At 65.5% G+C, this 12,581-nt stretch carries 11 protein-coding genes; 10 read left to right on the top strand and 1 reads right to left on the bottom strand.

Features of this window, described 5'->3' with window-relative positions; all coding sequences use genetic code 11:
- Positions 1–9: 9 nt before the first annotated feature.
- The 10 genes from thrS (at position 10) to L0C60_RS10305 (ending at position 10,333) form a co-directional block, all read left to right on the top strand.
- The gene (gene thrS / locus L0C60_RS10350; protein WP_243092731.1) at positions 10–1,989 is read left to right on the top strand and encodes a threonine--tRNA ligase; all 1,980 of its coding nucleotides are present in this window, start codon (positions 10–12) and stop codon (positions 1,987–1,989) included.
- Complete coding sequence (locus L0C60_RS10345) at positions 1,989–2,765, top strand: PaaX family transcriptional regulator C-terminal domain-containing protein (RefSeq protein ID WP_243092730.1); 777 nt, start codon at positions 1,989–1,991, stop codon at positions 2,763–2,765. Before thrS ends, L0C60_RS10345 begins: the two co-directional genes overlap by 1 nt.
- Before the next feature lie 9 nt (positions 2,766–2,774).
- Positions 2,775–3,962 carry an ABC transporter substrate-binding protein gene (locus tag L0C60_RS10340; RefSeq protein WP_243092729.1) on the top strand — a complete coding sequence of 396 codons (1,188 nt, stop codon included), beginning with the start codon at positions 2,775–2,777 and terminating at the stop codon, positions 3,960–3,962.
- 3 nt (positions 3,963–3,965) lie between these two features.
- Positions 3,966–5,126, top strand: a complete 1,161-nt coding sequence (locus L0C60_RS10335) for an extracellular solute-binding protein (protein ID WP_243092728.1) — start codon at positions 3,966–3,968, stop codon at positions 5,124–5,126.
- Positions 5,127–5,149: 23 nt separating this feature from the next.
- The gene (locus L0C60_RS10330) at positions 5,150–6,346 is read left to right on the top strand and encodes an ABC transporter substrate-binding protein (protein WP_234506966.1); all 1,197 of its coding nucleotides are present in this window, start codon (positions 5,150–5,152) and stop codon (positions 6,344–6,346) included.
- A 10-nt stretch (positions 6,347–6,356) separates the two neighbouring features.
- Positions 6,357–7,121 carry a sugar phosphate isomerase/epimerase family protein gene (locus L0C60_RS10325; RefSeq protein WP_234506964.1) on the top strand — a complete coding sequence of 255 codons (765 nt, stop codon included), beginning with the start codon at positions 6,357–6,359 and terminating at the stop codon, positions 7,119–7,121.
- Between the two features lie 85 nt (positions 7,122–7,206).
- Positions 7,207–7,932: a c-type cytochrome gene (locus tag L0C60_RS10320; RefSeq protein WP_234506963.1), complete on the top strand. Its 726-nt coding sequence runs from the start codon at positions 7,207–7,209 to the stop codon at positions 7,930–7,932.
- A gap of 8 nt (positions 7,933–7,940) precedes the next feature.
- Positions 7,941–8,423, top strand: a complete 483-nt coding sequence (locus L0C60_RS10315; RefSeq protein ID WP_234506961.1) for a cytochrome C — start codon at positions 7,941–7,943, stop codon at positions 8,421–8,423.
- An 8-nt stretch (positions 8,424–8,431) separates the two neighbouring features.
- A complete protein-coding gene (locus L0C60_RS10310) occupies positions 8,432–9,061 on the top strand; it encodes a QcrA and Rieske domain-containing protein (RefSeq protein WP_234506960.1) in 630 nt (209 codons plus the stop codon).
- A gap of 9 nt (positions 9,062–9,070) precedes the next feature.
- Positions 9,071–10,333, top strand: a complete 1,263-nt coding sequence (locus tag L0C60_RS10305) for a cytochrome b (protein WP_234506958.1) — start codon at positions 9,071–9,073, stop codon at positions 10,331–10,333.
- 62 nt (positions 10,334–10,395) lie between these two features.
- Here the strand turns inward: L0C60_RS10305 and L0C60_RS10300 are convergent, their stop codons facing one another.
- On the bottom strand, positions 10,396–11,994 hold the full coding sequence (locus L0C60_RS10300; RefSeq protein WP_234506955.1) for a 30S ribosomal protein S1: 1,599 nt from the start codon (positions 11,992–11,994) through the stop codon (positions 10,396–10,398).
- Positions 11,995–12,581 lie beyond the last annotated feature (587 nt).

Here is a 12,581-nt window from a genome sequence, read left to right as displayed (position 1 = left end):
GTGGGGTTCATGACGGTCTACCTGCCGGATGGGAAGGCCCTCGAGGTCCCGGAAGGGGCCACCGCCCTGGACGTGGCCAAGGCCGTGGGCCCGGGCCTGGCCAAGGCGGCGGTGGGGGCCATCGTGGACGGGGAGCTCTACGACCTCTTCAAGCCCCTCCCCCCCGGGGCCAAGGTGCGCATCCTCACGGAGAAGGACCCCGAGTACCAGACCCTTTTCCGCCACACCCTGGCCCACGTCCTGGCCCAGGCGGTGAAGGAGCACTTCCAGGAAAAGGGCTACGATCCGGAAAGCGTGCGGCTCGGGGTGGGGCCGGTGATTGAGAAGGGCTTTTACTACGATATAGACGCCCCCGAGCCCCTTTCGGACGAGGACCTTCCCGCCCTCGAGGAGAGGATGCGGGCCATCCTGCAAAAGGACCTCCCCTTGCGCCGCTATGTCCTCTCCCGGGAGGAGGCCTTGGCCCGCTACCGGGGCAAGGACCCCTACAAGACCGAGCTCATCCAGGAGATCCCCGAAGGGGAGGAGATCAGCTTCTACCAACAAGGGGACGAGGCTTACGGTTTCACCGACCTCTGCCGCGGACCCCACGTGCCCTCCACGGGCCGCATCCCGCCCCACTTCAAACTCACCCACGTGGCCGGGGCCTACTGGCGAGGGGACGAACGGCGCCCCATGCTCCAACGGGTCTACGGGGTGGCCTTCCGCACCGCCGAGGAGCTCAAGGAGTACCTCTGGCAGCTGGAGGAGGCCAAACGGCGGGACCACCGCCGGATCGGGCGGGAGCTGGAGCTTTTCCTCATTCATCCCATGGTGGGCAAGGGCCTGGTGCTTTGGCTCCCCAAGGGGAACGTCATCCGGGAAGAGCTCATCGCCTTCATGCGGGAAGAGCAGGTCAAGCGGGGCTACCAGCTCGTGACCACCCCCCACATCGGCAGCCTGGAGCTTTACAAGACCTCGGGCCACTACCCCTACTACGCCGAAAGCCAGTTCCCCCCCATCAGCTTCAAAGAACGGGGCGAGGAGGAGGAGTACCTCCTCAAGCCCATGAACTGCCCCCACCACATCCGGATCTACGCCCACAAAAAGCGCTCCTACCGCGAGCTCCCCTTAAGGATCGCCGAGTTCGGCACCGTCTACCGCTACGAGAAGGCGGGGGAGCTTCTGGGCCTCACCCGGGTGCGGGGCTTCACCCAGGACGACGCCCACCTCTTCTGCACCCCCGAGCAGGTGAAGGGGGAGTTTTTGGGGGTCTTGGACCTGGTCCTAAAGGTCTTCGCCACCTTGGGGCTTAGGGACTACCGGGCCCGCATCGGCGTAAGGGAGCCCGGAAGCGAAAAGTACGTGGGGGACGAGGCCAAATGGGCCCTGGCGGAAAGGCAGATTGAGGAGGCGGCCCTGGAAGCAGGGCTTAGCTACACCGTGGAGGCGGGGGACGCCGCCTTCTACGGCCCCAAGCTGGACTTCGTGGTCAAGGACGCCTTGGGCAGGGAGTGGCAGCTGGGCACCATCCAGGTGGACTACAACCTGCCCGAGCGCTTCGGCCTCGCCTACGTGGGGCCGGACGGCGAGGAGCACCGCCCCGTCATGATCCACCGCGCCCCCTTCGGCTCCTTGGAGCGCTTCATCGGCATCCTCATTGAGCACTTCGCCGGGGACTTCCCCTTATGGCTTTCCCCGGTGCAGGTGGTGGTCATCCCCGTTTCCGAAAAGCAGACGGACTACGCCCAAGAGGTGGCCCTTAAGCTAAGGGAAGCGGGCCTCCGGGCCGAGGCGGACCTGAGGAGCGAGCGCATGCAGGCCAGAATCCGCGACGCCGAGGTGCAGAAGGTGCCCTACATCCTGGTGGTGGGGGATAAGGAGAAGGCGGAGGGCACGGTGAGCGTCAGGAGGCGCCACCGGGGGAACCTGGGGGCCATGCCCCTTGCCACCTTCCTGGAAAAGGCCCTCCTGGAATACCGGGAAAAGCGCTTAGAAAGCGTCTTCTGATGCGGGCGCGCTCCACCATCTTCACCATTTTTCTGGAATATGTCTACCCGGAACGCCGGGCCCGGGTCAAGGACCTCGTGGCCATGATGGAGGCCCTGGGCTTTTCCGAAGCGGCGGTGCGGGCCGCCCTTTCCCGGAGCGCCAAGCGGGGCTGGGTGCGGCCCGAGCGGGTGGGGCGCACCGCTTACTACGCCCTTTCCGACCGGGTGTACTGGCAGGTGCGGCAGGTGCGCCGCCGCCTCTACGGGCCGAGGCCGCCCTGGGATGGGCGCTTTCTTTTGGTGTTGCCGGAAGGCCCCAAGGACCGGGGGGAAAGGGAGCGCTTCCGCCGGGAGATGGCCCTTTTGGGCTACGGGAGCCTGCAATCGGGGGTTTACCTGGGGGCGGGGGTGGACCTCGAGGCCACCCGGGAGCTCCTCACCTTCTACCGGCTTCCCGCCACCCTCTTCGCCGGGGAGCACCTGGGGCCCAAGGAAGAGATCCAGGCCATCTTCCCCCTGGAAAGGGCTCAGGCCCACTACCAGGCCCTCTTTCCCCTGGAAGCCCCCGAGGAGCCGGAGGAGGCCTTCCGCGCCCTCACCCGCCTGGTGCACGAGATGCGGAAGGTGCTCTTCCTGGACCCCCTCCTGCCCCCTGAGCTTCTTCCCAAAGGCTTCCTTGGGCCCAAAGCCCACCGGGAGTTCCTGGAGGCCCGCAAGGCCCTTTACGGGAAGGCCCTCCCTTTCCTGGAGGGCCTAGAGCTTCCCCTCACCGCCCTCTCACCCCAAGGCGGGTAAGCTTGGGGGATGAGGCGCCTTTGGGCTGTTTTAACCCTTTGGGCCTGGGCCTCGGCCCAGGTGAGCATCCCCTTTTGGCACACCGCTGGCCCCCCGGGAAACCGGGTTCTGGAAGAGGCCATCCAAAGCTTCAACGCAAGCCAAAAGGCCTACCGCCTCGAGGCCCGCTACGTGGGGGACTACCGGGAAGCGGGGGTGAAGCTTCTGGCCGCCCTGCGCTCGGGAGGGGCTCCCGTCCTCTTCCACGGGGAGCTCTCCTTCCTGCCGAGGCTCGCCCAAGAGGGGGTGGCCCTCCCCCTGGACGCCTACCTGAAGGACCTCCCCAAGGACCTCTACCCCGAGATGCTTCGGACGGGGCAGGTGAAGGGGAAGACCTTTGGGCTTCCCCTAGGGCTTTCCGTCCCCGCCCTTTACTACAACAAGGACGCCTTCCGCGCCCGGGGGCTTAGGCCCCCCAGGACCTGGCCGGAGGTGGAGGAGGCCGCCGCCCGGCTCACGGGCCGCACCGCCAAGGGCATGGTGGTCTCCACGGACATCTGGAGCTTCAACGCCATCGTCATGAGCCTAGGGGGAAGCCTGGTGAAGGACGGGCTTCCCGCCTTCACCTCCAAGGAGGCGGTGGAGGCCTTGGAGATGCTTTACCGCATGGTGCAGAAAGGGCACGCCCAAGCCCGCAACCTGGCGGAGGCCCAGTTCGCCGTGGCCGACTTCCTGCGCACCAAGGCCTTCATGGGCATCGGACCCACCACCGCCCTGCCCGTGGTGGAGGCCCAGACCGCCCTCCCCTTCGCCGTGGGCCTTGCCCCCTTGCCCCGAAGGGAGGGAGGGGCGGTGCCCCTTTCCGGGGCCGCCTTGGCCGTGCTCAAGGGGGCAAGCCCCGAACAGGCGCAAGGGGCGGTGGCCTTCTGGCTCCACTTCCTGGAGCCCAAGCGCCAGGCGGCGTGGGTGCGCACCACCTGGTACCTGCCCCTGCGGAAAGAAGCGGAAAGGGAGCTCGCCGACTTCCTGAAAGACCCCGAGCGCCAAGCGGTCTTCGCCCAGGCGGAGGTGGGGCGGCCCTGGAGCCAGGACCCCGAGCTCGTGGTCTGGTACGGCTACCTGGAAGAGGCCCTGGAAAGGAGCCTCAAGCAAGGGGTCAGGCCCCAGGCGGCCCTCGAGGAGGCCCAGCGGAAGGCCCTCGCTGTGGAGAGGAGATAATCCATGGTTCGGATATTTCTGCTGCTTCTGGTCTTAGCCGCATGGGCAAGGGCCCAGATCGCCCTACCCCTTTGGCACACCCTGGGGGAGGGAGGGGTCTTGGAGGGAGAAGCCCAGGCGTTCAACCAGGCCCAGTCCCGCTACCGCATAGAACCTCGCTTTGTGGGGGATTACCGGGAAATGGGCGTGCTCCTGGCCGCCGCTCTCCGCAACGGCACAGCCCCACCCCTGGCGCAGGTGGAACTTGGGTTTCTACCGGTCCTGGTAAAGGAGGGCCTGGTCCAACCCCTCCCCTCCCCCCAGATCCCGGACCTAGATCCGGCGCTCCTACGCTTGGGCGAGGTAAAAGGACGCCTTTACGGCTACCCTTTGGGCATCTCTGTCGCTGTGCTCTTCTACAACCAAGACGCCCTTCGGGCCAGGCGCCTTACCCCTCCTAGGGACTTCGCCCAGCTCAAGGCCGTAGCCCAGAAGCTCTCCACCCGCGCGGCCAAGGGGCTCCTTTTCTCTGCAGACGTCTACAGCTTCGCCACCTTGGTTCTGGCCCAAGGAGGTGCCCTAAGCCAGGGGGGTGCTCCTGCCCTGGATGGAGAAAGCGCCCTAAAAGCTCTGGAATTTCTCCAAAGCATTGATCGGGAAGGGGCTTTGCAGGTGCGCTCCGCCACAGAGTTGATCAGCGCAGGGGCTGACTTTCTTCGGACCAAGGCCTTCTTGGCCATGGGGCCTTCCTCCCTCCTGCCTGCGGTAAAAAGCCGCACGCAGCTCCCCTTTACCATCGGCATTGCTCCCTTGCCCCTCGAGGCCCAGGGGAAAGTGGCAGCCTCGGGCTCCGTCCTCGTGGCCCTACGCCACGCCTCCACCGAGGAAAGGCGTGGCCTAGAAGCCTTCTACCGCCACATGGCCGAAGCCCAGCGCCAGCTCACCCTTGCCCAAGGCGTTTACTACCTGCCCCTAAGCCTAAAGGCCCAGGAAGCCTGGGGGAAGGAAGAGGTGGGCCGCCTCCTCCTAAGCCAGAAGGCGCGCCTTGCCCCCTGGCACCAGGATAGCCCCTTGCTCCTCTGGGCACCTCCCCTCGAGGAGGCCCTGGAGCGGGCCCTAAAGGGCCAGGTGCCCGCCAAGAAAGCCCTGGAAGAGGCGCAAACCCGGGCCCTGAAAATTCCCTGAACCGGTTGGGGTAGCATAGGACCATGCGCCGGATTGGGGTTCTCTTCCTCACGTGGAGCCTGGCCCTGGCCCAAAGCGAGATCCCTTTCTGGCACTCCATGGACGGCCCCGCCGGCAGGCTCCTCTCCACCTTCGCCCAGGAGTTCAACGCCCGCCAATCCCAGTACCGGGTAACCCCCCAGTACGCCGGGGACTACAAGGACGCCGAAACCAAGCTGGTGGCCGCCCTGCGCACGGGGAGCCAGCCCGTCCTCTTCCAGGCGGAGATCTCCTTCTTCCCCCGCCTGGTGGGGGAAGGGCGGGCCTTGGCCCTGGATGGCTACCTAAGCCTGGACCGGGCGTTCCTAGAAGACCTCTTTGAACCCGCCTGGAACTACGGGGTGGTGGAGGGCAAGCGCTACGGCCTTCCCCTAAACACCTCCACGCCGGTCCTCTTCTACAACCTGGATGCCTTCCGGGCCAAAGGGCTCAAACCCCCCAAGGACTGGAAGGAGTTTGAGGCGGTGGCCAAGGCCCTAACCTCCCGTCAGACCAAGGGCTTCATCTTCGTCACCGACCCCCAGGCCTGGCTCTTTGAGGCCATGGTGACGAGCCGCGGGGGGAGCTTGGTCAAGGACGGGAAGCCCAACTTCCTCTCCCCTGAAGCCCTGGACGCCCTGGAGATGCTTTGGCGCCTAAACCGCGCCGGGGTCCTCTCCGTGCGCAGCATGGCCGAGGCCACCTTTGCCCAGCTGGACTTCGTGCGCACCAAGGGGATGATGGTGATGGCCTCCATCGCCAACTGGCCAGCGGCGGAAAACTTCTCCTTCGCCTTCACCCTGGGGGTAGCCCCCGTGCCCCGGGAGTCCCAGGGGAAGGTGCCCATGGGCGGAGCCCAGCTCGTGGTCCTGCGGGGCGCCTCGGAGGCCCAGGTGCGGGGGGCTTTGGAGTTTTGGCGCTACCTCATGGAGCCCAAAAACGTGGCCCGCTGGGTAGAGGCCAGCTACTACGTTCCTGTGCGCAAATCCGCCATCCCCCTCCTGGAAGGCTTTTACCGGGAAAACCCCTTCCGCAAGGTGGCCTTTGAGCAGATCGCTTACGCCCAGGAAAGGCCCCGCTTGCCCCAGTTCTCCACCTGGGCAAGCCTCCTCGCCGAGGCCCTGGAGAAAAGCCTAAAGGGCGGGGTACCCTCGCAAAAAGCCCTAGAGGAGGCGCAGCGCAAGGCGGAGGCCCTCCGCTAAAATGGACGGGATGCGTATAGGCTTTAGCCCCTTCAACGCGGAGATGGGCTACGAGGAAGCCTTCCGCCTGGCGGCGGAGGAAGGGATGGACCTGGAGGTGGCCTACGACCTCCACGAGGTCCTCCCCTTACCGGACCCCAAAAGCCTCAAGGCCACGGGGAGCGCCTTGGGCGTGGGCTTCACCCTCCACCTCCCCTTCGTGGAGATGAACCCAGCAAGCCTCATCCCAAGCGTCCGGAAGCTTTCGGAAGACCGCCTTAAGCGGGCTTTGGAGTTCGGGGATACCCTGGGGGCGAAGGTGGGGGTCCTCCACACGGGCCAAATCCCCGTGCGCCACCCCATGGCCCTGGACCTGGCCCGGGAGGCCCTGGAGAAGACCCTTTCCGCCCTTCTCCCCCTCCCCTTCCCCGTGGCCCTGGAAAACCTGGCCCTTGCCGAAGAGGACCTCCTCCGGGGCCCCGAGGACCTAAGGGCCCTTTTGGAGCGCTTTCCCCAGTACGGCTTCTGCCTGGACGTGGGCCACGCCCTGGTGGAGCTCGGGCCCACGGGCCCCCTGCGCTACCTGGAGGCTTTGGGGGGGAAACTCCTTCACCTTCACCTCCACGACAACCACGGCCGCAAGGATGACCACCTGCCGGTGGGGGCTGCCAGCGTACCCTGGGAAAGGATCGCCCCCTACCTCAGGGGCTTTGCCGGCACCGCCGCCCTCGAGGTGAGCGGGGGAAAGAAGGGGGTCCAGCAAAGCGTTAAGCGCCTTCGGGAGCTCCTTCTTTAGGCCTTGCGGGACATCTGTCCTGGCCCCCACACCCTTATAGTGGTGAAGTGGGGGTTTGCACCCCGCTTCACAAAAGGGAGGCAGAATGGTCGTAGACCGGATTGAGGTGTACCTAGACGGCGCCCAGGAGCCCCTGGCGGTTCTCAAGGAACCCCCTTACCGGCTAGAACTGGACACCCGCCAGATCCCCGATGGCGAGCACACCCTACGCCTCGTGACCCACTTCCGGGGCGGAGGACAAGAGGTCAAGGAAATCCCCTTCACCGTGAACAACTACCCCGACGTCCTGGTCCTGGGCCTGGACGAAGGCGGGGAAGTGGCGGGCAAGGTGGAGCTCCGCCTGGCGGTGGGCGAGCCGGAGCTGCCCGTGGAGCCTGTGCGCTTCAACCCCATCTGGTACGCCGTAGCCTCGGTGGTGGTCTTGGGCGGGATCTGGGCCTACTTCGCCCTCTCTCCCGCCGCGGAAAAGATCGTGGCCGAGGTGGCGCCCCCCGCCCAAGAAGCCCAGGCCCACGGGGAAAGCGCCGCCCCCGCAGCCAACGTGGACCAGGCCCTCATGGAGAAGGGTAAGGCCATTTACGAGAGCCACTGCGCCGCCTGCCACCAGGCGAACGGCCAGGGCATGCCCCCCGCCTTCCCGGCCCTGGCGGGGAACCCCAACCTGAAGGATGCCCAGCTCATCCTCAACGTGGTGAAAAACGGCCGGGGCGCCATGCCCGCCGTGGGGGCCAACTTCAGCGAGGAGGAGCTCAAGGCCGTGGCCACCTACATCCGCAACAGCTTCGGCAACAACTTCGGCCCGGTGGAGTAGGGGGGAGCATGTACCGCAACGATCCCATCCTGCCCACCTTCGCCCTGATCTTGGCCGCAGGCCTCTTTTATGCGGCCTACCTGGACGGGCTCCACATTGCCCGCCTGCTAGGCCACGCCCCAGCGGAGCTTTCCGTGGGGCAGATCGGCCTCATGGCCTTCGGGGCTGTCTTTCTCCTCTATGGGCTTATAGGCCTCGTTTCCTATTGGTTAGAAGGGGTAGAACTCCGCCCTGGCCGCCACTTCCCCACCCCCTCCACCGCCCCCGTGGCGGCAGGCGTCATCCTGGTCCTCCTCCTCACCGCCCTGTCCGGCTTCTTCGTACGCCTCATCCTCTACTCCGCCCAGACCGGGCACAACCCCACCTGGCTCCAGGGCCTCATCTTCGGAAGCATCAGCCTGGTGGTGGCGGCCCTTTTTGGCATCTACAAGAAGTTCTTCGGCCGGGACGAGGTCATCACCGAGGAGGAGAAGAGCGAGTTCCCCTGGTGAGGTAAAGCATGGACGAACGCGAGATCCGCTTGCGCACATCCAGAAGGCGGCTTTTCCTGAAGACCGCCATCGGCACCGGCATAGGGCTTTCCCTGGTTTCCGCTTTCTACGTGGGGGCGAGCCTCCGGCCCAAGCAGGAGGTCACCCCGGACAAGGAACCCCTAAAGCCAGGGGACATTCTGGTCTACGCCCAGGGGGGTGGGGAGCCCAAGCCCATCCGCCCCGAGGAGCTTAAACCGGGGGATCCCTTCGTCCTCGCCTACCCCATGGACCTCAAGACCAAGGTGGTGAAAAGCGGCGAGGCTAAGAACACGGTGCTGGTGGTGCGCTACGCTCCGGAGGAGCTTGCCCCCGAGGTGGCGAGCCACGGGGTGGAGGGCATCGTGGCCTACTCGGCGGTGTGCACCCACCTGGGCTGTATCATCAGCCAGTGGGTGGGGGACAAAAAGGCGGGGCTCTGCCCCTGCCACGGGGGGGTTTACGATTTCGCCCATGGGGCCAGGATCCTCGCCGGGCCGCCTCCTAGGCCCGTGCCCCAGCTTCCCCTGAAGGTGGAGGACGGGGTTTTGGTGGCCGCCGGCGAGTTCTTGGGCGAGGTGGGGGTCAAGGCCGAGGCAGGCTTCTGCCGCCACGTTTAGGAGGGACGCATGTACAAGTGGTTGGACGAACGCCTAGACCTCACAGGGCTTTACCAGAAGGTTTTGCGGAAGGCTTTTCCGGTGCACCATTCCTTCTTCCTGGGGGAGATCACCCTCTTTGCCTTCGTGGTCCTGGTGCTCACCGGGGTCTTCCTCACCCTGAACTTTGAACCCTCCATCCGCGAGGTGAAGCTCCCCGACGGGCGCACGGTGCCTGCCGCCTACGCCAGCGTCCTATACATTGACAGCCTCCCCTTCGGCGCCGTGATCCGGAGCCTCCACCACTGGTCGGCCCACGTGATGATCGCCGCCGCCTTCTTGCACATGCTCCGCATCCTCCTCACGGGGGCCTACAAGAAGCCCAGGGAGCTCAACTACCTGGTGGGGCTTGCCCTTTTGGGGCTTGCGGTGGTCACCGCCTTCACGGGTTACGCCCTTCCCTACGATAACTACGCCGTGACCGCCACCCGCATCGGCTACGGCATCGCCAACTCCATCCCCTGGATTGGGAGTACCCTGGCCCAGGTGATGTTCGGTGGGGAGTTCCCAGGCTCCCCCCACTCTATCCCCCGGCTTTTTAGCCTCCACGTCCTCTGGCTTCCCCTTCTGCTCATGGCCCTCATCGGGGCCCACCTGGCCATCATGGTGAAGCAGAAGCACACCCAACCCCGCTACGCCGAGAAGGTGGCCCCGGGGAAGATCCTGGGCGTGCCCATGTACCCCCAGCAAATGGTCATGATGACCATCCTCTTCGCCCTTTACGTGGGCATCATGGCCATCATCGCCGGGGCTTTCCTCGCCCACCCCGTAGAGGCCTTCGGGCCGCCCACCCCCAACACGCCGGCGGTGAAGCCCGACTGGTACTTCCTCTGGATCTACGGCATCCTGCAAATCATCCCCTCCAGCTGGGAGTTCAAACTCTTTGGGGCCACCATCGGGCCCGAGTTCATCGGTGGGGCGGTGGTGCCGGGCATCCTGGCCCTCATCGGCCTCCTTCTGCCCTTCGTGGACACCCGCAAGGACAAAATGCGCTACCTGGAGCTCCCCTCCGAGCACCCGGTGCGCACCAGCGCCATCCTGGCCCTCCTGGTCTTCTTCCTCATGAGCACCCTGGCGGGCTACAAGATTGACTTCCAGCAGAAGGGCTACCTCTTGGGCAATAACGCCGTCCTTTGGACCCTGGTCCTTGGGGGCCCCTTGCTCACCTTCTTCCTCTCCTACACCCTGATGCGCATCTTCTACGGGAAGCGGGAAGCGGAAAAGGCCCTTTAAACCTTAGGCCCCCCGCCTGAGCGGGGGGCCCTAAGGGCCCCTTAACCGGGGCCCTAAAAGTTTTACTTCTCCTCTTCCAAACCCAGGCTCGCCAGGAGGTCCCCGTAGAGGTCGCCCAACTTCACGCTGGTGCTGGCGGTGGGCACGGCGGAGGCATCGTAAAGGTTGTACTCCGCCACCGCCCCGTACTCGTACTCCCGCCGCTCCTCCCGGCGGCCCCCAGAGGGTTTGCGCTTCCCCCGAACCTCCTTGCCCTTGGCCCGACGCGGGCGCTCCTCCTCCGCCTTGGGGGGCGGGGGAGGCAGGAGCCGCTTGCGGGAAAGGGAGATGCGCTGCTCCACGGGGTCAATGTTGAGGACCACCACCTCCATCTCGTCCCCCTTCTTAAAGAGGGCGGCGGGGTTTTCCACCCGGGTGTGGTCCAGCTCGGAGATGTGGACCAGGCCCTCCATGCCCGGCTCCAGCTCCACAAAGACGCCGAAGTCCGTAACCCCCGTGACCTTGCCCTTCACCACGGTGCCCGGGGGGTACTTCTCCACCAAGAGCTGCCAGGGGTCGGGTTGGGTCTGCTTGAGGCCCAAGGAGAGACGGCGCTCCTCAGGGTTTAGGCGGAGGACCACTACCTCTACCTCCTCGCCCTCCTTCACCACCTCGGAAGGGTGCTTGGGCCGCTTGGTCCAGGAGAGCTCGGAGATGTGGATCAGGCCCTCGAGGCCCGGCTCCACCTCCACGAAGGCGCCAAACTCGGTAAGGCTCACTACCCTCCCCCGCACCCGGCTCCCCACGGGGTACTTCTCCGCCACCGTGGTCCAGGGATCGGGGATAAGGGCCTTGATGGAGAGGTTGACCCGCTCCTTAGCGGGGTCCACGGACACCACCTGGGCCCGCACCTTCTGCCCCTTGTGCAGGACCTCCCGGGGATGGCCGAAGCGGCCCCAGGTGATCTCCGAACGGTGGACAAGCCCGTCCACCGGGCCCAGGTTGACGAAGGCCCCGAAGTCGGTGACCTCCACCACGGTACCCTCCACCACCTGACCAGGCTGGAGGCTCTGGAAGAAGGCTTCCTTGGCCTTCTTCTGCTCCTCCTCCAAGACCGCCCGGCGGGAGAGAAGGACCCTTCCCTTCTTGCGGTTCAACTCAATGATCTTGGCCAGGATCTGCTGGCCCACGTAGGCGTCCAAGTTGGGGATGCGCCTGAGGTCTAGCTGCGAGGCGGGGATAAAGGCCTGGACGCCGTCTAGCTCGGCGACCACGCCCCCCTTGACCTTCTCCTTGACCGTGACGGTCACCGGCTCGCCCTTCTCGTAGAGCTCCCGGATGCGGTCCCAGTGCTCCTGGGCCTCCACCTTCTTGCGGGAAAGGAGGATCTGGCCCGTTTCCGGGTCTACCTTGAGCACCTGTACCCGCACCAGATCTCCCGGCTTGAGGAGGTTCTTAAGCTCCTCTTCCGAGAGGGGCTTTTCCGTGAGCTCGTTGAAGGGGATGATGCCTTCCGTCTTAGCGCCGATATCCACCGCCACGCCTTCGGAACCCACCAAGACCACTTTGCCCGTCAGGACCTGGCCGGGGCGCACGCGCTTCTCCAAGCGGGCCTCGGCTTCCTGCAGGGCCTCTTCCATGCTGAAGGTCTTTTCTGGGGTCTGGGTCGCCTTTTCTTCCATGCCGCCTCTATCCTCCTTACGCGCCTTCCTGAGGAAGGCGGGCGCCTTTGGCGCTCGCCCACACGAAAAGAGGGGGGAGAACCCTCACTCCCCGCTTCCGTGTGAACCGGCCCCGAAGGGCATACCCTTCCTTTATACCACGCCCCCATCCCCTTGCCAAGGGGCCTGGTGCTGACCCTGCGTATTCCCTCGGGCCCGAGGGAGCCGAAGCCACGTGCCCTTCGGAGGGCTAGGGGTAAACCCGCCTAAAGACCCCGGGAGAGTGGTCCGCCTAGCCTAGGCCATGGGGGCCTCGAGCTTCAGCCCTAGCCTCAGTCCCCCGCAACAAGCCAGGTACCGGGTCACTGCCAAGCCGTACCCTCTGGAACCCCCAAAGTGGGGCTTTGGGGATTGGCCAGGTCCAGATCGCACGGGAACTTCTTGGGCAAGCGCTAGGGGGGGCGCAACCAAAATCGGTATTGGCGCTTGATGGGGTCTGCGTGTCTGGCGACGCTGCCTGCATCTCCATGAAACCAAGGGGGAAGGACGGCAGGGATGTACTGCGGCCCTAAATTTGGACCACCTTACCGGTCAGTTTAGTCAGGGCT

Origin of the sequence: Thermus hydrothermalis (genome assembly GCF_022760925.1) — a bacterium.
GTDB lineage: Bacteria > Deinococcota > Deinococci > Deinococcales > Thermaceae > Thermus > Thermus hydrothermalis.
Note: the sequence above shows the minus strand (reverse complement) of the source record. Positions and strands in the feature narration are given on the sequence as shown.

Excerpts from the sequence above, each read along its gene's own strand:
- thrS (WP_243092731.1), top strand. The coding sequence starts at position 10 with ATGACGGTCTACCTGCCGGATGGGAAGGCCCTCGAGGTCCCGGAAGGG.
- L0C60_RS10345 (WP_243092730.1), top strand. The coding sequence starts at position 1,989 with ATGCGGGCGCGCTCCACCATCTTCACCATTTTTCTGGAATATGTCTAC.
- L0C60_RS10340 (WP_243092729.1), top strand. The coding sequence starts at position 2,775 with ATGAGGCGCCTTTGGGCTGTTTTAACCCTTTGGGCCTGGGCCTCGGCC.
- L0C60_RS10335 (WP_243092728.1), top strand. The coding sequence starts at position 3,966 with ATGGTTCGGATATTTCTGCTGCTTCTGGTCTTAGCCGCATGGGCAAGG.
- L0C60_RS10330 (WP_234506966.1), top strand. The coding sequence starts at position 5,150 with ATGCGCCGGATTGGGGTTCTCTTCCTCACGTGGAGCCTGGCCCTGGCC.
- L0C60_RS10325 (WP_234506964.1), top strand. The coding sequence starts at position 6,357 with ATGCGTATAGGCTTTAGCCCCTTCAACGCGGAGATGGGCTACGAGGAA.
- L0C60_RS10320 (WP_234506963.1), top strand. The coding sequence starts at position 7,207 with ATGGTCGTAGACCGGATTGAGGTGTACCTAGACGGCGCCCAGGAGCCC.
- L0C60_RS10315 (WP_234506961.1), top strand. The coding sequence starts at position 7,941 with ATGTACCGCAACGATCCCATCCTGCCCACCTTCGCCCTGATCTTGGCC.
- L0C60_RS10310 (WP_234506960.1), top strand. The coding sequence starts at position 8,432 with ATGGACGAACGCGAGATCCGCTTGCGCACATCCAGAAGGCGGCTTTTC.
- L0C60_RS10305 (WP_234506958.1), top strand. The coding sequence starts at position 9,071 with ATGTACAAGTGGTTGGACGAACGCCTAGACCTCACAGGGCTTTACCAG.
- L0C60_RS10300 (WP_234506955.1), bottom strand. The coding sequence starts at position 11,994 with ATGGAAGAAAAGGCGACCCAGACCCCAGAAAAGACCTTCAGCATGGAA.